At 37.0% G+C, this 24,819-nt stretch carries 24 protein-coding genes; 11 read left to right on the top strand and 13 right to left on the bottom strand.

Annotation, left to right across the window (positions count from 1 at the left end; genetic code table 11):
• The first annotated feature begins 8 nt into the window (after positions 1–8).
• Positions 9–665: a DJ-1/PfpI family protein gene (locus QNH24_RS02565; RefSeq protein WP_283872719.1), complete on the top strand. Its 657-nt coding sequence runs from the start codon at positions 9–11 to the stop codon at positions 663–665.
• Positions 666–949: 284 nt separating this feature from the next.
• Here the strand turns inward: QNH24_RS02565 and QNH24_RS02560 are convergent, their stop codons facing one another.
• Positions 950–1,408 carry an SRPBCC domain-containing protein gene (locus tag QNH24_RS02560; RefSeq protein WP_283870616.1) on the bottom strand — a complete coding sequence of 153 codons (459 nt, stop codon included), beginning with the start codon at positions 1,406–1,408 and terminating at the stop codon, positions 950–952.
• Between the two features lie 69 nt (positions 1,409–1,477).
• A complete protein-coding gene (locus QNH24_RS02555; protein WP_283870615.1) occupies positions 1,478–2,452 on the bottom strand; it encodes a helix-turn-helix transcriptional regulator in 975 nt (324 codons plus the stop codon).
• A gap of 413 nt (positions 2,453–2,865) precedes the next feature.
• Between QNH24_RS02555 and QNH24_RS02550 the strand changes: the two genes are divergently transcribed.
• On the top strand, positions 2,866–3,105 hold the full coding sequence (locus QNH24_RS02550; RefSeq protein WP_283870614.1) for a helix-turn-helix domain-containing protein: 240 nt from the start codon (positions 2,866–2,868) through the stop codon (positions 3,103–3,105).
• A gap of 72 nt (positions 3,106–3,177) precedes the next feature.
• Here the strand turns inward: QNH24_RS02550 and QNH24_RS02545 are convergent, their stop codons facing one another.
• Entirely contained in the window at positions 3,178–3,624 is a 447-nt protein-coding gene (locus tag QNH24_RS02545) for a GNAT family N-acetyltransferase (protein ID WP_283870613.1), read from the bottom strand.
• 268 nt (positions 3,625–3,892) lie between these two features.
• Here QNH24_RS02545 and QNH24_RS02540 point away from each other — a divergent pair, with 268 nt between their 5' ends.
• The 3 genes from QNH24_RS02540 (at position 3,893) to QNH24_RS02530 (ending at position 5,265) form a co-directional block, all read left to right on the top strand.
• A complete protein-coding gene (locus QNH24_RS02540; protein WP_283870612.1) occupies positions 3,893–4,516 on the top strand; it encodes a hypothetical protein in 624 nt (207 codons plus the stop codon).
• Positions 4,517–4,811: 295 nt separating this feature from the next.
• Complete coding sequence (locus QNH24_RS02535; protein WP_283870611.1) at positions 4,812–4,949, top strand: hypothetical protein; 138 nt, start codon at positions 4,812–4,814, stop codon at positions 4,947–4,949.
• A 136-nt stretch (positions 4,950–5,085) separates the two neighbouring features.
• The gene (locus tag QNH24_RS02530; protein ID WP_054772072.1) at positions 5,086–5,265 is read left to right on the top strand and encodes a hypothetical protein; all 180 of its coding nucleotides are present in this window, start codon (positions 5,086–5,088) and stop codon (positions 5,263–5,265) included.
• A 71-nt stretch (positions 5,266–5,336) separates the two neighbouring features.
• Here the strand turns inward: QNH24_RS02530 and QNH24_RS02525 are convergent, their stop codons facing one another.
• Positions 5,337–5,774: a GNAT family N-acetyltransferase gene (locus QNH24_RS02525; RefSeq protein ID WP_283870610.1), complete on the bottom strand. Its 438-nt coding sequence runs from the start codon at positions 5,772–5,774 to the stop codon at positions 5,337–5,339.
• Positions 5,775–6,017: 243 nt separating this feature from the next.
• Between QNH24_RS02525 and QNH24_RS02520 the strand changes: the two genes are divergently transcribed.
• Both QNH24_RS02520 and QNH24_RS02515 read left to right on the top strand, forming a co-directional pair.
• Complete coding sequence (locus QNH24_RS02520; protein ID WP_488259942.1) at positions 6,018–6,284, top strand: tyrosine-type recombinase/integrase; 267 nt, start codon at positions 6,018–6,020, stop codon at positions 6,282–6,284.
• 95 nt (positions 6,285–6,379) lie between these two features.
• Complete coding sequence (locus QNH24_RS02515) at positions 6,380–7,762, top strand: dipeptidase (RefSeq protein WP_283870609.1); 1,383 nt, start codon at positions 6,380–6,382, stop codon at positions 7,760–7,762.
• A 53-nt stretch (positions 7,763–7,815) separates the two neighbouring features.
• Here the strand turns inward: QNH24_RS02515 and QNH24_RS02510 are convergent, their stop codons facing one another.
• Positions 7,816–8,388: a nitroreductase family protein gene (locus QNH24_RS02510; RefSeq protein WP_283870608.1), complete on the bottom strand. Its 573-nt coding sequence runs from the start codon at positions 8,386–8,388 to the stop codon at positions 7,816–7,818.
• A gap of 99 nt (positions 8,389–8,487) precedes the next feature.
• A complete protein-coding gene (locus QNH24_RS02505) occupies positions 8,488–8,982 on the bottom strand; it encodes an amidase domain-containing protein (RefSeq protein ID WP_283870607.1) in 495 nt (164 codons plus the stop codon).
• Between the two features lie 182 nt (positions 8,983–9,164).
• Here QNH24_RS02505 and QNH24_RS02500 point away from each other — a divergent pair, with 182 nt between their 5' ends.
• On the top strand, positions 9,165–10,187 hold the full coding sequence (locus QNH24_RS02500; protein WP_283870606.1) for a DUF2804 domain-containing protein: 1,023 nt from the start codon (positions 9,165–9,167) through the stop codon (positions 10,185–10,187).
• Between the two features lie 54 nt (positions 10,188–10,241).
• On the opposite strand, the gene QNH24_RS02495 is transcribed toward QNH24_RS02500, so the two are convergent.
• Positions 10,242–10,973 (bottom strand): glycerophosphodiester phosphodiesterase, encoded by a 732-nt coding sequence (locus QNH24_RS02495; protein WP_283870605.1) that lies wholly within the window; start codon positions 10,971–10,973, stop codon positions 10,242–10,244.
• A gap of 186 nt (positions 10,974–11,159) precedes the next feature.
• On the opposite strand from QNH24_RS02495, the gene helD reads away from it, so the two are divergent.
• Positions 11,160–13,388 carry an RNA polymerase recycling motor HelD gene (gene helD / locus QNH24_RS02490; protein WP_283870604.1) on the top strand — a complete coding sequence of 743 codons (2,229 nt, stop codon included), beginning with the start codon at positions 11,160–11,162 and terminating at the stop codon, positions 13,386–13,388.
• A 313-nt stretch (positions 13,389–13,701) separates the two neighbouring features.
• Here the strand turns inward: helD and QNH24_RS02485 are convergent, their stop codons facing one another.
• The 4 genes from QNH24_RS02485 to QNH24_RS02470 form a co-directional block, all read right to left on the bottom strand.
• Positions 13,702–14,568 carry a GNAT family N-acetyltransferase gene (locus QNH24_RS02485; RefSeq protein ID WP_283870603.1) on the bottom strand — a complete coding sequence of 289 codons (867 nt, stop codon included), beginning with the start codon at positions 14,566–14,568 and terminating at the stop codon, positions 13,702–13,704.
• A 560-nt stretch (positions 14,569–15,128) separates the two neighbouring features.
• Complete coding sequence (locus tag QNH24_RS02480) at positions 15,129–16,961, bottom strand: ABC transporter ATP-binding protein (protein ID WP_283870602.1); 1,833 nt, start codon at positions 16,959–16,961, stop codon at positions 15,129–15,131.
• On the bottom strand, positions 16,961–18,682 hold the full coding sequence (locus tag QNH24_RS02475; protein WP_283870601.1) for an ABC transporter ATP-binding protein: 1,722 nt from the start codon (positions 18,680–18,682) through the stop codon (positions 16,961–16,963). Before QNH24_RS02475 ends, QNH24_RS02480 begins: the two co-directional genes overlap by 1 nt.
• 75 nt (positions 18,683–18,757) lie before the next feature.
• Entirely contained in the window at positions 18,758–19,651 is an 894-nt protein-coding gene (locus QNH24_RS02470) for a DMT family transporter (RefSeq protein WP_283870600.1), read from the bottom strand.
• A gap of 186 nt (positions 19,652–19,837) precedes the next feature.
• On the opposite strand from QNH24_RS02470, the gene QNH24_RS02465 reads away from it, so the two are divergent.
• The gene (locus tag QNH24_RS02465; RefSeq protein WP_283870599.1) at positions 19,838–21,859 is read left to right on the top strand and encodes a GGDEF domain-containing phosphodiesterase; all 2,022 of its coding nucleotides are present in this window, start codon (positions 19,838–19,840) and stop codon (positions 21,857–21,859) included.
• A 46-nt stretch (positions 21,860–21,905) separates the two neighbouring features.
• Here QNH24_RS02465 and QNH24_RS02460 read toward each other — a convergent pair whose 3' ends face one another.
• Together QNH24_RS02460 and QNH24_RS02455 are read right to left on the bottom strand one after the other, a co-directional pair.
• The gene (locus tag QNH24_RS02460) at positions 21,906–22,373 is read right to left on the bottom strand and encodes a threonine/serine exporter family protein (RefSeq protein WP_283872714.1); all 468 of its coding nucleotides are present in this window, start codon (positions 22,371–22,373) and stop codon (positions 21,906–21,908) included.
• 20 nt (positions 22,374–22,393) lie between these two features.
• Positions 22,394–23,146, bottom strand: coding sequence for a threonine/serine exporter family protein (locus tag QNH24_RS02455; protein ID WP_283870598.1), 753 nt, complete (start codon positions 23,144–23,146; stop codon positions 22,394–22,396).
• Between the two features lie 280 nt (positions 23,147–23,426).
• Between QNH24_RS02455 and QNH24_RS02450 the strand changes: the two genes are divergently transcribed.
• Positions 23,427–24,800, top strand: coding sequence for a polysaccharide deacetylase family protein (locus QNH24_RS02450; RefSeq protein WP_283870597.1), 1,374 nt, complete (start codon positions 23,427–23,429; stop codon positions 24,798–24,800).
• Positions 24,801–24,819 lie beyond the last annotated feature (19 nt).

Raw genomic sequence — 24,819 nt, 5'->3', positions numbered from 1 at the left:
GATAAATGATGGAAGTTACAATTATGCTATACGATGGAATTACAGCATTAGATGCCATTGGACCTTATGAGGTATTTGCGGGTACACAGCAATGTAATGTGAAATTTGTTGCTAAAGAAAAAGGAATTATAAAGCTTGACTCTAAAATGGGCTATTTACATGCAGATTATAGTTTTTCGGAAATTACATCTGCTGATATTCTTGTCGTTCCTGGCTGTAGCCCCCCTAACTACAAAAATCCAATGAATGACGAAGAAACATTAAACTGGATTCGTAAAATGCACGAGACTTCTAAATGGACTACATCTGTATGTAATGGTTCTCTGATTTTAGGTGCAGCTGGGTTATTAAATGATGTTGAGGCAACTAGTCATTGGGGCTCTTTTGACATCCTTCTATCGCTTGGTGCAATTCCAACAGAAGAAAGAGTTGTTCGTCAGGGCAAAATAGTAACTGCAGCAGGAATCTCTTCAGGTATTGATATGGCTCTTCAATTAGTTGCCTGGGAATTTGGAGAGGATCTTAGTAAAGGGGTTCAATTAATTTTGGAATATGATCCCCAGCCACCGTTTGACACAGGATCAATAAAAAAAGCCCCAGCACCTTTAATTGAAAATATTAAAATGCTTCTTCAAGAGCTTTCTGAGAAAGAGCCTAATATGTAAAATTTTAAGTGTGAAGTTTACTTTAAAACATTTATATGTGTTACGAATCCAGTATATCTTTCATAAATAAATGCTTAGATTGCAAAGCAAAGTACAAGATTTAAGAATAATCCATTTTGAAAATCAAAGTGGATTATTCTCTAGTAGCTTTAAGTTATGGTTTTATACACCTTATTTCCCAAAATTGTGCACAGTGATTATGTTTTTCTCACATTTAATTAAAATATAAATTAATGAAGGAGGTATGCTCTACTACTCCCTTTCTGTTAACTCATTTGTGACAACTATGAACCTTCACCAAAGTCTAGGGTACTCCCTGTTTCTACCAAGGTCTTTGTATTACTTAAAATCATCCACCAAGCCTTGTCACTGTTCTCATAAGTGGAATCGCCTTCTTTCCATTGGTCATGAATAAGTGTCAATTTCGTGCATGATCCACTAGGTTCTAAAATATAAGTAATTCTTGACTCAAATGAATTATTATCTTTTACATAGGACTTTCCAGGATAATGAGTAAATCGAAGTAGCTGACTTGGTTTATATTCTAATACTTTTCCGTAAACATGCACCGTTTCATCCCCATCTACTCCAGGACCAACATACTCCAAGAGATCACCCACTTGAAACGTAGATTTAATGACGGACCCATAATAAATTTGTTTTGTACCCTCAGGAGAGATAAGTGCTTTCCATACTTCCTCTGGTGTACCTGCAATATAAAATTGATATTTCAAATCCTTCATAATTTATATGCCTCCTAAAAAATTAGTTCTGAACATGTACATTATAAAAAGCTTTACTGACAAGTACGGTCAGTAAAGTGAAGTATTTTGATAATGATTGAATAATTCAAAGCTGATGGTTGCCAATTTTTCTTGTAATAAAGTTGGCTCTAGTATGGTAATAGATTTACCAAAGGAGAGAAGGAAGTGAGGTACAAAGCTATGAATAGACTCTTTATCAACCTTAAAAAGAGCTTGGTCGTTTTTCCGTTCTATCAAACCATGATTAAATAACCAATGCTGGCATAAATCATCAAGCGCATGTACATTCCCTTTGATACGTATAGAAATAAGTTTTTCTTGTTGGTTTGAATCAGGTAAAAGGCCTTTTAAAAAGAAAGAACGTGCTGAAAATTCCAAAGGCCGGTCAAATTTTTTATCTGTTCTGGATAATGATTGAATACGGTCGATTCGAAAACTTCGAATTTCTTCACGTAGATGGCAGTAAGCAACCGTATACCACTTCCCTTTCCAATAAATAAGACCATAAGGATCAATGTGGCGTGATTGTGGTTCAATTCCCCTATCCTTGTGATAAACAATAACTAATCGATAACTCTCTGCAACAGCGATTTCTAATTCTTGAAGAATTAATTTTAAAGCCGATTCAATAGTAGGATGGATGACTTCAAATCCCCTTAAATGGCGATTGATATGATTTAATTGTTCCTCGTTTGTATACATTTTTAACTTAGAAATGGCTTCATCTAACGTTTCACTAAAGGGATACCCTGCATCTATTGCAAATTTTGCAGCATGAGCAAGCGCCTTCTGCTCATCCAAGTTAAAAAATAAAGGTGCCTTTGTAAACTCATTCAATAAGCTGTACCCACCATTATGTCCTGCATCTGCAATGATTGGTACTCCACTTGCGCACAATGCATCAATATAACGATACACCGTACGAATACTGATTTCTAATTCCTCTGCTAGCTCCTTAGCAGTTAATTGTTTCCTTGTTTTGAGGAGCCATAATATAGAAAGCATATTAACCATTTTAGACATGTAAAGTGACCCCTTTCTGAGTTTTCGATAGGCGTAAAAAAATTAAATTGTTAGTGAAACCAATGTTAATAATTTACAGCTTGCTCTAATGAACATTCTACTTTATTATAAAATATCCCACTTCAGCCTTTAAATAAAGCTTGATAAAAACGAGTACCTCATAAACATTCAAATTTTAAAATAGGTTGAGCTCTTCTGCACAACGAGGGATTAATCTCCATTCCGACTGTGTGCTTTCTTGAGGACGTCTTCAATTGTAAATGATATTGCCAAAACCTGATGTGCCTCCCACTTTATCACGTTTTACTAATCCAATATTATCATTCCTGTAAGAAAATTATGCTATACTATTATTTTCAGGTTGTAAAGTGATACATGAAACAAGCTATAATACCTTATGTATCAAGGTTTAAGTGTCTTTTAAAGTTCATTTATCAAAACTGCTTGGGGAACGTAAAATGAAAATTTCTGATCTTGTAAATGCTACTGGCTTACATAGAAATGGATTAAGCAAGCTTTACAACGAAAATACTGATGGTATTAAATTCGAGACTTTAGAAAAAATTTGTAAAGCATTGAATTGCGAAATAGCTGATTTGTTAGAAATCATATTGGCCATAATAAAAAGCAACCACATTTCTGCAGCTGCTTGATATATATATTAATTATTTTGAGCATGTTTTAAAAGATTAAAAGAAAAAATGCTTAAGATTCGAATTTTACTATTATTGCCACCCATCACGGAGTGGTCTTTTTATGACTTTACAACTTTTTAAAATGCATTGAAATCTTTCCACACCAGGATACTTTTCGCCCAAACTTGTAATCTTAAATCCATAATTTTTATAAAAATTCACAGCGTCTTTATCAGTTTCAGCAAACATAAAGGATAAAGAATATTTTTCCCAAATAAAGCTAATCATTTTACTCCCAATACTTACTCCTCTATGAGTTTGAGATACTGCAATATGTTTTATTTCACACCGGTTTGGACTTAAAAATTCTATTCCAATACAGCCAACAATCTCATCTTCAAGGTCATATCCATATAATTCTCTTATTGGAGAATTCATATATAATTCATATTCTTTCTCGACATTCTTTTCTGAGGTCGCAAAGGATAAAAGTTCTCTTACATTAGGTTCAATAGATATCGATTTAATTTCTTTCATAAAATACGTCCTTTCTTTCATTAAACTCTCAGGAATTTTAATAATACCTCATACCACTTTCATTTGGATAACTATCTCCATTTACCATTCCAGCAAATTTTCTAACGATAGTTTTCATCATGCACTATTGATTGTGGAAGGCTATCACGTTCCTATAGCCAGTTATAAAAAGGCACTGGACTCCACCAGATAAATAAAACTCCATTGAGTTAATAGCCCTCCTCACTTACTTTCTTCCACATAGCATACGATGAAAAGAGGGAAAATTGTGCGCATAAATAATGAAAGTTGTAATTGTTTATCACCACAAATAGAATGCGAAAATTTTGGACCTTTTGTGGCAAAAAATATTAACTGTATAAACTTTAATGAAAGTGGCGAAGAAAACGACAGCGGTTCAATAATCCCTTTTTCCTCGGGAATTTCAACTTCTGTAGTTACTATAGGACCTGACTTTGGATTAACGTCTAGTCTTATAGGATTCGGTACTGCTATTAATGGTGTGCCTATCTTAAACAATACTATAAATTTATCTGGACTTTTAAGCGAAGCCTTCTCAGTTCCACGCAATGGTAATATTACTGCTATTTCCGCAGCATTTAATTACTTTTTAGATCTTAACCGAGGAGGCCTTACTACTATAACAGCTCAAATCTATCGTGCGCCTGTAGGAAGTAACATCTTCACTGCTACAAATGTACGTGTTGATTTAGCTCCACCTGTCGCTGGTGTTCCAGCAGGAATAACTTTTGGTTCAGCAAATGTTGAGCCTGTACCAGTATCGGTTGGGGATCGTTTATTAATGGTGTTTTACATTTCATCAATAATAAATCCTCCTGCATTAAATTTCTCAGTTGAAGGTACTGCAAGTGCGGGTATTAATATTGTATAAAGAATTCCCTCTACTATTAATACAATAAATAGGTGTATGATTTAAAAAAGGTTAAATTGCGTCATGCGCTTATTTATTGTTTATGAATATTCCTTTCCTCTAACCAATTATAGAAAGGCACTGGACGTTCCCTGTGCTCTTTGCCATCCACAGATGATGATTTATTCGACTTCATATTAGAACGCTCTACAATCTTACTATACGCTCCTACAAATACGGCTCTTTTGATATTTCTAGCAAACTTCAATCTTATTTATGTTGGAGATAATCCAAAATATATAATGAGGATAATTAAATGAACAGACTAGAACAAACAACTCAAGAATTACTGGAAGCTGGTTATACAATTGAGAAAATTAAAGCAGCCTTTGAGGAAGTAATTGAGCAAGCTAAACAGTCCAATACAGATCGTGAGACAGATAACTTATATTAGTTGTCTGTTTTTTGTATGTACAAATAAAAAAATGACTAGGCACTCATTGGTGTTAATGTAATTCCCCTATTTGCCTATACAGTAATTATTTCAATGGCATATGTTATGACTACATGACAAAGAAAGGTGGAATTTTATGGATCCACGTTTAGCACAATTACTTCAAAAGGTAAGTTTATATGGAACTTTAGCAAATTACTATGAACATATTGATCCTGAAAAGCATATGTACTTTTACGAAAAGCATTTTAAGTATGAAACCCAATTAGTTCAACTTTATTGGCAACTTCATAGAGAAAATCCTTATATTTACTAATCTAAAAGACCAGGCACTCATCATCCAAGTGAGTCCTGGTCATTTGTCATTTTTAGTTTAAATAAGGACTTCTACAACTGTAATTTCATACTTACTGTTCTTAAACTAAATCCCATTTTTTCATATAGTTTAATAGCATTATTCCCTACGTAAGCACTAAGTCTGACTTCTGAATATCCTGCCTGTCTCAATTGTTCAATGGCAACATTCATTAATTCTTTGGAAATACCTCTACCTCTAAATGACTCTTTTACGAATAGCTCATAGATAAACCCGTTTAATTGTTCCGTAAATTGGTCTTTATTTTCCCCAATCAGGATCCATCCCATTAATTCATTATTCTCTGTTGCTATCAAATAATAGCACCCTTTTTTTAGAAGAGGTTCTATAAGGTTTAAAACTTTTTCATTACTTGCGCTTACTCCACCCAGTGTACCATCAAATAAAGCTTGTGGTGAAAGAGCTATAATTTCTTCTAGTTCTGTGTTGCTAGGTTTTCTAATTTCCATATATAATACCTCCCAATTCACTTACAAATATTATATATCAAATTCCAGTAATAGAAAAAACACCTATCAAAGTAAGTGTTTTGATAATGCCTATTTATTGCCATCTATCATGGAGTGGTCTTATCGGTATTAACGATGGAATCATTAAACTTCTACATCTAAGTCCACAGCAAAAATAATTAAACGCCTACCATTATCAAGGAATTTCACATTCACCCTTAGTCCGTTGCTCCAACAAGTCCTATTTATGGTCCTATTTTTCCTTTCAATAAAATTTTAGATCGAACTGGACTGCCAAAAACAACAATACATGGTTTACGTCATACACATTGCACCATCTTGTTAAATCGTGGACTCAATGTGAAGGTTATTACTGAACGATTAGGCAATACACCCAAAATGATAATGGATGTATACGGCCATGTTCTAAAGGAATTAGAAGCTGAATCTGTATCATTCTTTAGTCAAACTTTACAGGCTAGTGGGGCTAAAATCGGGACTAATCATTAAAGTATATGGCGGAAACCATTGCTATAACAAGATTCCCCAGCCACATTATGCTATACTATTTCTATTATCGAAATAATTAGAAAGAGGGATGTTAGATGACAAATTTACAGCAACTAGATGCTTACTTCGCAGAACATCGTGAGGAGCATTTGAATGAATTAAAGGAATTTTTACGTATTCCTAGTATTAGCTCTTTATCTGAGCATAAAGGTGATATTCAAAATGCCGCACAATGGCTGGCTAATGCGTTTGACAAGCTAAATCTAGAAAATATCTCCATCACTCAAACTGCTGGACACCCTGTTGTTTATGCTGATTGGCTTCATGCTGAAGGCAAACCGACTATTCTGTTTTATGGTCATTATGATGTACAGCCTGTTGATCCATTAAATTTATGGGATAGTAACCCTTTCGACCCTACAATTCGAGACAATAAGCTATTTGCTCGTGGTGCCAGTGATGATAAAGGGCAAGTGTTTATGCATCTAAAAATGATTGAAGCATTATTTGCGACTACAGGGACTTTACCCGTCAATGTTAAATTTATTTATGAGGGCGAAGAAGAAATCGGAAGTCCTAATCTACCTGCCTTTGTAGAAGAGCATAAAGAAAAATTAGCAGCAGACTTAATTTTAATTTCTGATACTGGACTTTATGGTCCTGGTAAGCCTGCAGTATGCTATGGTTTACGTGGTTTAACAGGTATTCAAATTAACGTTCGTGGAGCTAAAGGTGATTTGCATTCTGGTCTTTATGGTGGAGGCGTACAAAATGCTATCCATGCATTAGCAGAAATTTTGGCATCCTTCCGTGATGAGCATGGCACCATTCAAGTTGAAGGCTTCTACGATAAAGTATTACCATTAACTGAAGAAGAACGTGAAGCATATCGTGCGCTTGGTTTCGATGAGGAGTCAGTGAAGGATGAGGTTGGCGTCAAGGAATTATTCGGTGAGGCTGGTTATTCCTATTTAGAGCGTACTTGGGCACGTCCGACATTAGAGGTAAATGGTGTATTTGGTGGGTTCTCTGGCGAAGGCATTAAAACAGTCCTTCCTGCTGAGGCTGGCGCTAAAATCACATGCCGTCTTGTGCCAAATCAAGAACCCGAAGAAATTGTAGCACTGTTAAAGGCGCATGTTGAAAAACATAAGCCAACTGGTGTTGAAGTGGCAATCTCTGAATTCGATAAAGGGCGTCCATTCTTAACACCATTTGACCACCCATTCATCCAAGCTGCTGGTCGATCATATGAAAAAGTTTATAATGTCCCAACTGCCTATACGCGTGGCGGTGGATCAATCCCTATCGTGGCTGCCTTTGATGAAATTTTAGAATTACCAGTCGTATTAATGGGCTTTGGTTTGTCTAGTGAAAACTTCCATGCACCAAATGAACATTTCCATTTAGAAAACTTCGATAAAGGACTGCGCGTTTTAAGCGATTATTTATTTGAAGTGGCTGCATTACAAAAATAACTTTAAGAAAATCAAAATCCCCTCATCACTATAAGCGAGGGGATTTTATGATTTTATTGGCCAAAAATCGTCACAATATCTTGTGATTTTTTTCGTTCTTTTCCTTTTGGAACTTCATCAAAATAGCCAACTTGCAGCATTGCAATGACACGTTCACCAGGCTGCACTTTTAAAGCCTCACGGAATTTTGGTTGATCTAAGAAAGCAGGTGTTTTCCAGCAAGAACCAATCCCTCTATCCCATGCTAGCAATTGAATATTTTGAATAAAGATACTCGCTGCAGCGTAATCTTCTAAACGCTCTTTTTGACGAGCATCCTCTGGAACGATGATAAAAGCATAGCCACCTGCTAATGTGAATTTTGTCATTTGCTTTGTTAAGTCCTCATTAGAAAGCTCTTGCCATTTGGGTACCGTTAAATCACGCAATAAATCGTGAAGCGCATATAACTCCTTACCACATGCAACAACTAAACGCCATGGCTCTCGATTCCCATGATTGGGTGCCCATACTGCATCATCAATAACCTCCAATAGGTCTTCACGATCTACTGGCTGCCCATTAAATTTTTTAATGGAACGACGCTGAATAATGGCATCCCTAACAGACAAAAATTGTTCGCTCATAGTATACTATCTCCTTCTATAACATTACATCGTATTATAATGGATCTCTTCTATCTTCCACATTATCACAAAATGATGAGCTTTAAAACAGCTATCTTTTTAAGCAAAACTATCATCAATATGGTAGAAATAATAAGCCATGCTTGGTGTATAGGCTGTAGAATCCTCATAAAGATATGATCGATTAATACTATCTGAAGTATGAGCATTCACGTAAGGAACACCATCCTGAATACTTGTCACAATAACAGAATGGTCAATTCTCCCATCCCCCTGGAAATCATAAAAAATCACATCACCAAGATCCAATTCTTCAGCGGATTGAACCCTCCTTCCCTTCAGTCCGGTTTTTGAACCTTCCAAATACCATCTCAAGGAATGTGCAACAGACCAGCTAAAGCTCCAATTGCCCTGTTGAATCCACCAGCCTCTATCCCTACTCGGTGCTCCTCGCATAGGCGCTCCACCAGCAAGTAAGCATTGGGATATATAATTCGTACAATCAACCGTAAAGTTTGGAAATGCCGGATTTCGTCTGTTCCACCATAAATTTGCGTACTGTACAGCAGCCTGCCTGTTATACATGTTCGCCACGCCTTCCCTCCTTCTGTTCATGATATGTAGACAGTGGGATTTCTATTAATTAGGTCCTTATTCGCATAATTGATGAAAGAGGTCTGATTTAACACTATCTTTTCCAATTTTAAGATAGTTTTTGCTACAATAAGGGTAACGAAGTATAGACTTTTATTTTATGACCAGAAGGGATGTTGAATGTGAAGCAGCATGCTGAAAAGGAGATTTTACAAACCACTCTTTTATGCGATAAAAAGGGTAATTTAAATCCAGCAGCCATTGGATTTGCACGAAAGCCTCTTATAAACAGCAATTTAAGTGGCCATATCATGCGCAAAAAGAAATGGAACTATTGGTGTGTCTACGGTGATGAAATATTATTCTCTGCGACTATCAGTCATCTAGACTACGCAGCGGTCTGCTTCGTCTATTTCCTTGAATATGAAACTCAGCGCTACTTTGAAAAAACGATAACGATACCATTGGGCGGAAAGCTAAAAATGCCTACTCAAGTGCTAGAATCAGTAACATTCAAAAATAGTGAAATGATGATTGATATGACCTATATCCAAAATGAAACGCATCTATCTGTTTCAATCCCAAACTTTGATGGAGACGTTTTACGTGCAAAGCTTATCATTCAGCATCCACCTACAGATGAAACCTTAAATGTAGTCATCCCTTGGAACCGTAAAACCTTTCAATTTACAGGAAAGCATCATACACTTCCTACTTCAGGTGTTGTGACAATCGGTACTCGCCGTTATACATTTTCTCCAGAGGAAAACTTTGCGGTTTTAGATTATGGTCGAGGAATTTGGCCGCGTGAGGCTACTTGGAATTGGGGAATGGCTTCACAACGAGTTCGCGGTAGACGTATTGGTCTAAATTTAGGCGGAAAATGGACCGATGGAACTGGCATGACAGAGAATGCCGTTTTCGTCGATGGTAAAATGACTAAAATTCATGAAGATTTATTGTTCCATTATGATCAAGAGGATTATATGCAACGTTGGAAAATCAAAACTAAATTTTCCGATCAAGTTTCACTAACGTTCTCCCCATTTTTCGAGCGAGTTTCTACAACAAATGCGGGACTTGTAAAATCTGAGGTACATCAAATGTTTGGCTATTACGACGGTTCGGTTTTACTAGACAACGGAGAAACACTTATCATTCGACAGATGCTCGGCTGTATCGAAGAGCATCGTGCGAAATGGTAATTTGCTAGGATTTAGAGTGCTGATATTAAAATGTATCAGCGCTCTCTCCTACATTCATGCCTTTTTCTGCCCACTTAATCCAGTCATAATCTTCTCTGGATCATCTGTAAATATTGCTCCTATACCAAGTCCCTGTAAATGCTCAGCTTGCACGACATCATTCACTGTATACACCCGTACAAGTGCTCCTTCCTGCAAAGCCTTATCAACAGATTTAAAATATGCTGCTGGTAAGCTAACATGGATTGCATTTGCTGGAATTTGAGCAGCATAGCCGTTAAAATCAACTAAAACTTCAGCAAATAAAGCTGCAGTTTCAATATAGGGTGCCATCAGTGAGATAATTTGTATCGATTCATGATTAAAGGAGGAAATGATCACTCTTTCTGTCATTTGATGTGCAGCGACTACCTTCATTACAAGAGCTTCAATCCCGTTATATGGTATCACATCTGTCTTAAGCTCAATATTAATACGATGATTTGTACCTGCAAATAGTTCAAGTATTTCACTCAAAGTTGGAATACTTTCACCTTCAAATTCCACAGAAAACCATGAACCAAAATCAAATCCGCGCAACTGCTGTAAGGTATAATCTTTAACATAGCCACAGCCATTGGATGTCCGATCAATTGTTTCATCATGAATGACCACTAGCTCGCCATCAGCTGTTACATGGACATCTAACTCGATACCTGCAATGGGAAGCCTCGATGCTGCGCGAAATGCAGCAGCCGTATTTTCAGGGTAATGTGCAGAAACGCCTCTATGTGCGAAAATATCCAAAGCTATACCCCCCTTTGATATCTTTTTATTTGATAAAATTGCCAATTATATGTTCGAACAATTTTTCTTGCCTCTAAATCTAATAGTAACATAATTAGCCTATTTCGCTTTCACTTGATGGTAAATATTATATATAGTAGTATGATAATCTACTTTGAAATTGTAAGTACTTAGGAGGTGCTAAAAATGACTGCACAACATCCAGATTTTCAGGCTGAGGTGGAATGGCTGACCTTTACTAAAAATTATATGCAACAAATTTTAAGTGAATCGCGAAGAGATTTGCAATCAGCGCAGGAAAATATCCGGAAATCAATGGCAGATCTTGATTACTTAGACTCTAGTTTGAGTTATTTAAATATCCTTGCCAACGCCCGATTTTTTGAAATGGCTCGAAACCAGAAAGAAGGCTTAGAGGCTGTTCAAAAGAAACCGTATTTTGCCAGAATCCATTTTCAAAAGACTGGTGATCCAGAGGAGTTTCTTTATATCGGCAAAACCTCATTATTCCATCGAGAGACACACGAGCCAATTATTGTAGATTGGCGTTCACCAGTTGCTAACGTCTATTACGATGGGCGACTTGGTGATATGGAGTATGATGTTCGAGGGGAAATCCATAAAGGTCACCTATTTGCCAAGCGTCAATATAAAATCGAAAATGGTGAATTGCTTGATATTCGGGATATTGATTTAACGACCAATGATGAATTACTCCAAGAAGCATTAGCTGGTAAGGCAGATGTACGTTTAACGGAAATCGTCTCAACTATTCAAAAAGAACAGAATGAAATTATTCGAGCACATCTTCGTCAGCCTATTATCGTACAGGGTGCTGCTGGTAGCGGAAAAACAACGATAGCTCTCCATCGAATCTCTTACTTCCTCTATACTATGGGCGAGCATTTTAACCCTGAACAGCTCATGATATTAGCACCAAATAAGCTATTTATCGATTATATTGGTGACGTATTGCCAGAACTTGGCGTTGATAAAATTTGCCAAACAACCTTTTCGGATTATGTCCTTGCTGCCACTAAGCTTAAGCTAAAACTTCAAAACCCTAATGAGCAGTTAGAAACGCTTGTTGCGGGTGAATCTCAGCAGTCCACTGCTTGGATATCTGAGATGAAGGGCTCACTTTATTATCGTGATGTTATAGAGCGTTATGTTCAAAAGCTGGAGCAGGGAATCGCTGAGCAATTTGAGGATGTATTCATCGAAAAATATTGTATTATGCGCGCTTCCCATCTAAAGAAGCTATTCTTATATGAATTTTCTTATATGCCTATTGAAAAACGGCTTGATCATATTAAAAAGATTTTAGCTAGCCATGTGCGCCAAAAGAAGCAAGCCGTCTTAAATATGTTGCATAAGAAATATGATGAAGCTCTTGGCAAAGCTTTGAATGGAATTCGAGATGATGACAAACGTCGTCGTGTCGTAACAAAATTTATTGATGAGCGGGATGAACGAATACCCGCCATCGAAAAAGAGGCTAAATCCACAGCAACTGTTTATATGCGTCGTTTCTCTAAACATAATATAAAAACACTATATCGCACCCTACTTACAAAACCTGAGCTTTTAGCAGAGCTTGCACCGGAGTGGCATTACCTTGAACAACAGCAGTTTTTACAGGCTCATCTAAAGGAACAATGGGTTCTTGAAGATTTAGCCGCATTGTATTATTTACAGGCTCGCTTAAAGGGTATTTCAGATGAATGGAAAATGCGGGTGGTTTTTATTGATGAAGTACAGGACTATAGTTTATTCCAGCTTGCTGCTTTAAAATCTGGACTTGAGACAGATATGTTTACAATGGTAGGTGATTTAGCCCAAGGTATTCATAGTTATCGTTCACTAACTGCCTGGGAGCCTGTCCAACAGTTATTTCCTCGTGCAAGCTTTAGGACACTTCAAAAAAGTTACCGTACAACCATTGAAATCATGGAGGTCGCAAATAAGGTTTTAGCCCAAATGGAAGAACAGCTACCCCTTGTGGAGCCTGTAGTTCGTCATGGCAATGCGCCAACCTTCATACAAGCAAATACATTCGATGCTCTGAAAATTAAATCAATTTTTGAATCAATACGAACGAAAGGACATCGATCCATTGCGTTAATTTGTAAAACGTCAATAGAGGCGCTCAAAATGCAGAAAACTTTAACTGACCATAAGATAAATGCCCAACTGCTAACAGAAAACGATTCCATTGATCAGGAATTATTACTTGTAGTGCCAAGCCATTTAGCAAAGGGTCTTGAATTTGATGCAGTCATCATCGCAGCGTTCGATACACCTTTCTATGATACAAAACTTGACAGAAAGCTACTATATGTGGCACTTACACGAGCAATGCATGAACTCTATTTAATCGGTCCAGCAAAAGAAGCGTTTCTTTTAGAAAGCTAAAATTCCCATTCGTAATAAAAAGTCGCTATTTGGGCGACTTTTTAAAATGCTCCTTTATTAATTCCGAGGTGGTAAACGGTAAAACTTCCCTCGGGCTAAATACGCTTTAATAACTTTCCACCATGAGCTAGGTGCTTCCTTTGGAGGAGACTTCTTTTTAGGCAATGCTGGCATGCGCACGAGTAACGACTCCTTTCATAGGGTTATTAATACTATATGAGGATAGTAGGTATTTATGATAAAAAAGCAGTGTTAAATTCTTTCATATAAAAAAAGTAAGGAGTTTTTTTACTTTTGCTCCTTACCATTCTTTCTAATGCTTTACATAATAATCGATTTGCTGTGCCTTCATAAAGCCAGCCTTTTCATAAACAGAAAGGGCTTTTCCATTATCAATTTCTACATCAAGCATCACAAATTTTGCTCCTATTTTACTTGCATAGTCCTTGGAAAAGGATAACATTGCTGTACCAATGCCCTGCCCTTCACAATTTGGATGTACGGCCAATGCTGTGACCCATTGAATTTCATTTTCCTGAGCAGTTGTCACTGTTCCAACAACTTCACCGTCCTTGCGGGCTAGCCATAGCTTTCTGCCATTTGTAGATGTATTAAAGGCTATTAGTTCTTCAGACTCTTCTGGTAAATCTCCAAATGCTTCACTATAAATGGCAATCAACTCTGCCTGCTCACCTGCATACGGAGTAATTTCAACATCCTTGCTTAACTTTACTGATTCTGCTCTTGTTTCTAAAGTTGCCTCTGAAAAGCTATATATAAAGCCTTTATTCTCAATAAACGTATGACCAAAGGGTGATCCATCTATTACTACAGCCAATTGCCCCTCTGCTCCACGCTCTTGAAGACCAGCCTGTAAAGCTTCCACTAAAGTGGTTCCGATTCCTTTTTGACGATACGTAGGCGTTACTACCAGGGACCATTCATATGTATGTAGTCCCATTAAGTCTACAGCACTTGCTACTCCTACTAACACATCCTTATCATCTTCATAAGCAAGGACCATAAAGCCCTTTGTTTCAAAAGATCCCGCCATCGGAACTCCCAGCGCAGTTTCATATACACGATAATCATGTACGGTTGCTTCTTCACATAATAAAGCTACTTCTTTTAATGTTTCCCCATCTAACGGAAAAGACACCGTCATCACTGAAATATTCATCGTTTACTCCGTTCTTGAATCAGACTATTGCCCTATTGTAGCAAGAAAGAAAATCAGCTTGCAACAAAATATAATAGTAACTTCTAATAATCAACTATTTTTCTATTAATATAAAGAAAATAAATGGATTTATACAATCATTAATGACTATAATAACTGAAAACTACTATAATTTATAGATATAAATTCATACTAAGCGCTCTTATTCAGTATTTCAACCCTCCTAATAATTATACCATTTATACAAATAAATTACATTTCTGAATTAGAAAATTTCTTTATTTCAATTTGATTTTTTCGCCTGATAAACGACTCTTTTTCTATTTTTCTAACTTATGTTCAACCTAAGAAAGGAGCAATCCCAAAAAGAGATCACTCCTTCCTATGAATCAATCACGGCAAGTGTAATGCGTCTGAATTTTTTCAAGTGCGCTCGAAAAGCTCTTCTCCAAAATCTGTGGCATCTGCCCAAGAGGGCCTTATCTTTATTCAGCGGACGGTTTACAAAAACATTTTTTCTTTCGCACAGCAAAAATTTGCAGAATCAAGATAAAATAGCGCTATTCTTCAAGATGATATGAAGAAGATTGTAACATTTGTGCATAAATGCCACCAGATTCAATTAACTGTTGTTGAGGACCTGCTTCCACTAATTCGCCCCTGTGCATTACGAGTACAATATCGGCATTGTGTACAGTATTTAAGCGATGAGCAATAACAAAGCTCGTGCGCCCTAGCATTAGCGTGTCTAGGGCCTCTTGAATGGCAAGCTCAGTAACAGTATCAATACTGCTTGTAGCCTCATCAAGCAATAATATCTTAGGATCGGCAATTAATGCTCGAGCTATTGAGAGCAGCTGCTTTTGTCCCTGTGAAATTTCTCGACCATCTGCTGCAAGAATAGTATCATAGCCATTTTTTAGCTTAATGATAAAGTCGTGAGCATTTGCGCGTTTTGCCGCCTCTACTATTTCTTCATCGCTTGCATCTAATCGACCATAGCGAATATTCTCTCGTACAGACGCTTCAAACAAAAATGGGTCCTGTAGCACAAAGGCCATTTGAGAACGCAATGCTTGTCGTTCTATTTGTTTGACGTTTACACCATCAAATAAAACCTCACCCTTTGTTACCTCATAAAATCTAGCAATAAGCTGTAAGATAGTTGTCTTTCCTGCACCCGTCGCTCCAACAAGAGCTACTGTTTGGCCTGGCTCTACTTTAAAATTAACATCCTTTAACGTGTAAGCTTCCTCTTCTAGTTCATATTTAAAATAGACATGTTGGAAGCTCACCTGTCCTAATAGCTTATGCTTTTGTGCTGAGGCAGTTTCTACTTCAGGCTTTTCATCCAGTAGTGCAAATACACGTTCAGCACCAGCAATTGCTGATAGAACTGTATTAAATTGATTGGCTAGATCATTTAATGGGCGAGTAAACTGACGTGCATATTCAGTAAAAATAACAATGACCCCAATTGACACGTGACCATAAAGAGCAAGTACGCCCCCAATTCCAGCTACAATTGTAAAGCTCATATTGTTTAAGAAATTCATGACCTTTGGGATATAGCCCGAATATGTCTGTGCCCAAAAGCCTGTTGTTTTTAATCGCAAGCTTTTCTCACGAAACTCCTTCATCATTCTGTCCTCTTGTGAGAATGCCTTCACAATTCGTTGACCTGAAATTGTCTCTTCAATCATACCGTTAAGCGCGCCAATAGCCACCTGCTGTTGTTTGAATAATGGAGCCGTTCTTCGTGTAATCCAGCGCATTGCCCAAAACATAATCGGTATAATGGTCATCGTTAATACAGTTAGCAAAGGGCTTAAGCTTAGCATGATAATTACAGTACCCGTTAGCGTTAAAACACTTGAAAACACTTGTATAAAGGAACTATTTAATGTTGAATTTACAGCTTCTATATCATTTGTCATCCGACTCATTAACTCTCCATGTTGTCGACGATCAAAAAATGAAATGGGCAATCTTTGAAAATGTGCAAAGACACTTGTACGCAGTCTATAAATGGTTTGCTGAGCAATACCAATCATCCAGTAATTTTGTAAAAATAACGCTACAGCTAAAAGAGCATAAATGCCGATTAACAGTATAATGCCCTTACCTAGACCTGCCAGTTCACCATGTGTTACATACATATCTATCATTTTTCCGATTATATACGGTCCAAGAAGAGCTAAAATAGAACTTACCATAACAAGTAAAAGCACAATTATTAAGAGTACACGTTGTTCATCGACAATTTTCCATAATCGCAACAATGTACTTCGCCAATCTGTGGCACGGGGTCCCTTTTTTTTCTTGACAACCTGCTGTACATCCTCTGTTGTCAAAATCGGCTCATAGCCAAAAGGTTTCTGGAAAAATGCCATTATTTTTCCACCTCCTGCTGGGAGACTGCGATTTTTTTATAGAGCTCAGAAGTTCGTAATAGCTCATTATGCGTGCCATATGCCACTACTTCCCCTGCATCGATTAATAATATTCGATCCGCTCCTTTAGCCGTACGTATTTTCTGAGTGACAACGAGCATAGTTGCTGGTTCTTCGCTCAGTGCCTCCCATAATGCCTGCTCCGTTTTTACATCAAGCGCACTTGTACTATCATCTAGCATTAATAGATGGCCTTTTCGTAATAACGCTCTTGCAATAGATAGCCTTTGTTTTTGACCACCTGAAAGATTAACGCCCTTCTGTCCAACTCTTGTTTCGTATCCCTGTGGAAAATCTTCTACAGAAGCATGTATTTGTGCTTGCATTGTTGCCTGTCGCACAGCAGCCATTTCAGCATCAGCGTCACCCCATCGAACATTATCTGCAATGTTACCTGTAAATAATAAGGATTGCTGTGGGACATAACCAATAATCTCTCTTAGCTCTTGTAAGTCCCATTGCTGAATATCCTTGCCTTCTACTAAGATTCTCCCCTCAGTGACATCATAAAAGCGAGGAATGAGCTGTAATAATGTTGATTTACCTGCACCTGTAGCACCCATTATGGCTAATTTTTCACCTGATTTAACATGAAAGCTTACATTTGCTAATACGGGAGAGTCTCCACCTGGATATTTAAAGCTAACGTTTTCAAAGGCCAGTTCGCCAAAATACCTTCCGCTAGAAGGACTTTCTACAGATGATGACTGCTCAGTGTCATTTTCAGTAGACAGAACTTCTGCCATACGCTCTGCTGAGGCCTTGGCACGAGCATAAAAAATAATAATAAACGCAAACATTGAAAATGAACCTGTCATACGCATTGTATAATTGACAATCGCCACAATATCACCAAGTGGTGTTGTACCTGAAGCAATTTGCTTTGTCCCAAACCACAAAACGGCAAGTAAGCTCATATTCATGATGAATAATAGCACAGGCATTATATACTCCATAGTACGCAAAGCTTTAACTGTATCTATTTTTAAGCGTGAAGCTACCTTATCAAAACGAGAGGCTTCATAGGTACCTCGTAAATAAGCCTTAACCAACCGAATAGCCTGTAGATTTTCCTGCAGTACACGATTTAAACGATCTATCCTCTTTTGAACAAGCCCAAAATAAGACACGCCCTTTGTCACCATAAAAATAAGAAAAATAAAGATTACGGGTGCACCAATTACTAAAAATAAAGCAAGTTTTGCATTGACAACAAAAGCCATTACAATACTACCAATAACAGCTAACGGAGCCCGAAGCATAATTCGCAGGCTCATAAAGAGCACGGTTTGAACCTGTGTCACATCATTCGTTAGTCTAGTAATTAATGAGGCTGTTGAAAATTTTTGATAGGTGGCTAATGTAAATGCTTGAATTTTTTCAAACATCGCATTTCGTAAATCATAAGAAAAGCTTTGTGCGGTATGTGATGAAAAATATGAGTTAATGACACCAGCAAAAAAGGCTACAAAGGAAAGAGCTAATAATATAGCACCCCATTGAAAAATCATCCCCTGGTTCTGAGCTCGTACTCCATCATCTATGATTTTAGCCATAATAAGTGGCTGTACTAGCTCAACAAATAACTCTAGCAGCATTAAACATAACGCTATAAATGCTGTCCATTTATAAGGCTTTACATAGGAAAAAATTTCTTTCATATTCTTCCCCCTCGTTACTTATAGGAATTTTCCGAATTTTGAATATAGTAATAAACACCTGGCTAGATAATACTTTTATGCTTTTTCTCCGGCTACTGAAAGCCATGTTACACAAACAAGCATAACAAACACACCAACTAATTGCCAAAAACCTAAAGTTGTACCAAACACAATGACTGAAATAGCCATAGCTGTTAAGGGCTCTATACTAGATAGTACGCTAGTCTCAACCGCTGTAATATATCTCATACTACTTAAAAACAGCACAAAAGCTACTGTTCCAAAGAATATGAGTGCTAGCATTAACCCGACTATCTTTATATCTGTGAAGACATGCCATAAATTTGACAGCCATACACGGCCAATTATCCCCAATGTTCCTCCTCCTATTAACATCCCCCAGCCAACAACGAGCAGAACATTCCACTCTTTCATCAGACGGGCTGGATACAAAGTGTAGAAGGCAAACGTTAGACCAACGGCTACTCCCCACAATAAGGCTTTATTACTAACCAATAAAGCGTCAAATGAAGCGTTCGTTAGTAGGAGAAAAAGACCTATAAGTGTACCAATAATCCCTAACACTTGATATTTAGGGGGCCATTTCTTTAAACTAAGGGAGACATAAGCAACAACAAAAATTGGTGCTAAAAACTGTAATAGGGTTGCTAATACTGCATTACTCGCATTAATTGCTGCCACAAAGGCAAACTGCACGCCCAACATTCCGGCGATACCAAATATAATAAGCTGTCTACTCCACAGTTTTTGCTGCCAAATACCGAAAATATCTTTTCCTGTTAACAATAAATATGTAAGCAAAAGTATACCTGCAACTGTTAAACGAATTGTTAACATAAAAGACACTGTTAGTGGTGTATGGCTAAGTAACCATTCCATTAAAGGCCCAGTTGCACCCCATAACATCGAGCCAGTAACGATAAATATTATTCCTTTTAAACGTTCCATACAATTCCTGCTTCCTATATACGTACTAAAAAATGTTATTTTTCTTCAAAACTTTTCTTGCATTTCACTAGAAAAGTCCTAATATTTTTCATCATCAAATATTTACAAATATATTCATAATGACTAATTCCCGATAATTAACTATAATATTAGTATATATTGATTACCCAAGGAGATCGAATAATCATGAGTCATATGCATAAATCATTTACGATTGATGAACATTATTTAAATTCACTTCCTTTTCCTGCAATTGTCGTGAATCAAGATGGACAAGCAATTATTTTTGGAAAACCTGCTGAACAACTATTTGGTATTTCAGCGACTGATATTAAAGGAAATACTACTCCATTCATAAACGAAAATCTACTACGTGAGTTATCATACGAGACGTTTCAGGCTATTTTACACACTGATGAAAGTACGTATATTGATAAAGTTCAAGTAGTCACATTTACAAATGAAAAGATTACTACAGCATTACTAGCTAAACCATTTATAGAGCAAGGGGAGCCTTATATTCTTCTGTTATTTATGCTGCCGGAATTAATGATTAATTCTGTGTCAAATAGCGGTACTCTTATTAATTTAAAGCAAGGGTTAGACAACTCATTTATGACCGTTACACTTGATCATGATGGTTTTATTTTAGAATGTAATGCAGAATTTCTAAAGACAAGTCAGTGGACTCCAAAGCGCGTCATTGGCAAAACGTTTTGGCAGCTATTCCCTGACAATGAGGTAAGTGAAAAGATTACAAACACTATTTGGCGTAATTTAAACAATGGTCATACGTGGCAAGGTGAGGTTGAAAAAATTACGAAAACGGGTCAATCTTATTGGGTACTTCTAACAGCTATCCCAACGTTTAGCCTAGAAACAAATGAACAACAATTTATGTTAATCGAGAAGGATATCACGAAATCAAAGACTATCCAACATCAATTGGAAAAAATCGCTTATATTGATACTGAAACAGGCCTTATGAATGCACATCGACTTGAAAAAGTCATTTCCAATATGATTGAGGATGAGAGACACTTTTCTTTTGTCTATTTAAGTATCGATAAATTTTATACATTAAAAGAGCTACATGATCAGCAAATCGATCAAAGCCTTATTGTAGAATTTACAAACCGTATAAAAATGTATTTCCAAGATAGTACAATGGCACGAATTAATGAAAATGATTTTGTTGTCATCACACCTTTAAGTGAATGGTTTATCCAAGGTTTCCTGTCCTATTTACAACAGCATCCAATTTATAGCAGCAATATTGCTGTACCAATTTCTATTAGCGGTGGTATTACAAGATTCCCAGAAGATCAAACAACATTCTCTCAACTAATGAAAGCATCTATTGCAACTATTTCTAATGTTCGTGAGGCAGGCGGCGATAAAATTGTCTCATTATCTAAAGCTACTCATAAGGCATTAAATCGAAAAGCTTTAATTGAAAAACGTTTACTTCAGGCTCTAGATCAAAAGAATTTGAAAGTATTATATCAGCCCCAAATCGATGTTTATTCTGGGAAAATCACAGCTGTAGAGGCATTAGTCCGTTGGGAGGATGAAGTAATCGGTGTTGTAGCACCGGATGAGCTTATTCCAATTGCTGAGGAAACTGGTCTCATTAACAATATTGGTTCCTTTATGCTAGAAAAAGCTTGCGAGCAGGCGTTAATTTGGAAAAAAGCTGGCCTAGACATGAAGGTATCTATAAACTCTTCTGTTCGCGAATTCCGTGATAAAAATATGGCAAAATCAATTCTAGAAAAGCTAACTAAAACGGGCTGCCCTGCCAGTCTCATTCAAATTGAAATTACAGAAAAGTTTGCCCTAGAGGCAGAGGCTGCTAGCTTCATTACTCAGCAAATGCGTAAGCTAGAGAACGAGGGAATTTCCTTTATTCTAGATGACTTCGGTACTGGGTATGGCTCATTCAGATACATGCAAATTTTACCGATAGATACATTAAAAATTGATAAAACATTTACAAGCTCCTTACTAAAATCTGAGAAGACACAAAAGCTAATGCATGGCATGGTGCAGCTTGGAAAATCAATGGAACTTAAGGTTGTAGCAGAGGGTGTTGAAACCGCAGAGCAAGCAGACCTATTAATTACTTATGGCTGTGACGCTATACAAGGCTATTATATTAGTAAGCCTGCTACTCCAGAGGAAATTGAAGCATTGCTTGTAAAATAGAAAAATAAAAGGGGCTCCGTTGTTTAAAACGTAGCCTCCTTTTATTTTATTTTTTATAGACTTTTTGTAATTTTGCTTTACTTGAACGAATCGACCGGAATATTAATTGCATAAATACCTCTGCAAAAACAAGACCCATAACGATAGCTCCTGTAATTAAAAATGCTTTTAACCCATACTGTAGACCTTGTAAGTAATCATCCTCTACAACGTTCCTCATGGCATTATAGGCCATACCACCTGGCACTAATGGGATAATCCCACCTACTATAAAAATAATCATCGGCATTTTAAAGCGCCGCGCATATAAATGAGCAACTATCGCAATGACAAATGATCCAAAGAAAGAAGCATTGACGACATCCATTCCTTTTTTTGTTAAAAGATAATAGATGATCCAGCCAATAACTCCAACAAGACCGCAATGAAGTAGTGTTTTTCTAGGTACATTAAAAATAACAGCAATCCCAGCAGTGGCAAAGAAACTAACAACTAATTGAATGATAATATCCATCATATGCTATTGTGCGCCTCCTAAAATGCTAGAGTGACAGCAATTGCTGCACCAATGGCAAAGGCTGTTAGAAAGGCCTCTGCCCCCTTTGCCATCCCTGACATAAAATGACCTGCCATTAAATCACGCACTGCATTTGTAATCAATATACCTGGTACAAGAGGCATGACAGAGCTAATGATAATTTTATCAAGCTCTGTTCCGAAGCTATACTTGACTGCAAAGAAGGCAACAAATCCGATAACGAGTGATGCTGTAAATTCTGAGAAAAACTTTACTTTGGTTAAATTATTTATCATAACAAGCACTAGAAAGCCTAGCCCTCCCGCTAAACAAGCAATCGGGAAATCAGCCCATCCACCCTTAAACATAATAAGAAAACACCCACTTGCAAGAGCTGCTGCTATGACTTGTAAATAGGTTGGTAAAAAATAATTTGTTTTTTGTATCGACTTTAGCTCGTCATAAGCCTCTTCTAATGTTATCATGTGAGATGTGAGTCTCCGAGATACTGAATTTACCAAGGCTATTTTTTGTAAATCTGTAATCCTATTGGAAATTGATGTAATTCTCGTTGGCTGTGTCTTGCCTAACGAAAAAATGATCCCAGTTGGTGTGGCATAACACTGCGCATCAAGCATATTTTGAGAATGTGCCATGCGTAGCATCGTATCCTCCACACGGTATGTTTCTGCACCACTTTCAATCATAATACGCCCTGCAAGCAATAAGCAGTCAATCGTAAATTCATTATCCGCTTCATGTAAAACCATTACAGCTATCTGCCTCCTTCAAAAGGTTCCTTGCCAATAGTATCGAACTGCCCAAAAAAACTCAACTGAAATTTCAATTATTAATTCTATACTTTGGCTGTAATATGCTGATTAAAGCAAATTGATTTTATATGAAAATAAATTGCCCATAAATTGATAGCAAAACTTCGTAGATTCGTATAACTTTTTCAATGGCTAACACGTCTGATTGTATAGAAAAATAATTTAGGAAAGGAGCGTATCCATAAAAATGCCGGAACGCAGAAGAAGACGCGGCCCGATGATTGATTTTCTATTAATCGGCCTCATTATTACATTAACAACTATTATTTTAGTTATTATCCTATCGAAGGATGACTTTAAGTTTCAAAAAATTAGTGCCTCAAAAGAGACAGAATCAGTACCTAGTAATTTATCCACAGAAAGCTCTGCGTTTCCAGGTATACGTATTGTAACAGACGTTTCTAATGATAAACAAACACCTTTTGCTATTCATTATCCACAGACTGACAATAAAGCATTTAATGAAGCCGTTTTACAGTACATATCGGATTCAAAAGAAACCTATTTGTCATCAATGAAAAAAAATAAAAACAAAGAGGCTATGGGCGAGCTTAACATTAGTTTAGAAACATTCCCGTACCGTGAGCACTATTATTCCTTTGTACTAACAAAAATGGTGTACTTAGGTGGGGCAAATCATGAGGTATCAACCAAGACATTTTTCATCAATAACGAAACAGGCAAACAAATTACCATTAAAACATTACTGCAAGGCGATGAAAACAACTTAGCTACATTGGCAGCTCAAGTACGTAAAGATTTACAGCAAAATCTTCAATTAAAGGATGATCTCTTTACAGATGAGCTTGAAAAAGCAACAGAGCCTAAATGGTCTAACTTCAATCGCTTCTCCATTGTAGAGGATTCGTTACAATTCTATTTCGATGAGTACGAGATTGCTAGTGGAGCAGCAGGTGCACCAATAGTGAAGCTTCCTCTTTCGCTAATTAACCCGTTGTTAGCCTCTGATTTTCAAATTGCTATGGAGACTATAAAACCTACGAAGCCAACTAACACAGGTGATTCCAATACGAAACGTATCGCCTTAACTTTTGACGATGGTCCACATCCAAAGGTAACTGAACAAATATTAGATACACTTGATAAATACCATGCAAAAGCTACTTTCTTTATGCTTGGTGGTCGTGTACAGTATTATCCTGATATTGCTAAGGATGTACTTGCTCGTGGTCATGAAATAGGTAACCATACATGGAATCATCCTGTATTAACAAAGCTTTCACAAGAGCAGGTATTGAAGCAGTACACATCAACTTCTGCAGAACTAAAGAAAGCAATTAATCAAGATGCTACTGTATTTCGACCTCCATACGGCGCAACAAACGATGCTATTAACGGGCAAATACCAATTCCTGTCGTACTATGGACGATTGACACATTAGACTGGAAGCATCGTAATGCACAGCAACTATTACCATATGTGAAAAATAATCTACACAATAATGCCATTGTTTTAATGCATGATATTCATCAATCAACTGCGGATGGACTGGATGCCGTACTTGCCTATTTACAGGGGCAAGGCTATGAATTTGTAACAGTCTCAGAGATTCTTCCATATCGACAATAAATAATCCTTCAAGTACTGC

It is taken from the genome of Lysinibacillus pakistanensis, from assembly GCF_030123245.1.
Classification (GTDB): Bacteria; Bacillota; Bacilli; order Bacillales_A; family Planococcaceae; genus Lysinibacillus; species Lysinibacillus pakistanensis.
Note: the sequence above shows the minus strand (reverse complement) of the source record. Positions and strands in the feature narration are given on the sequence as shown.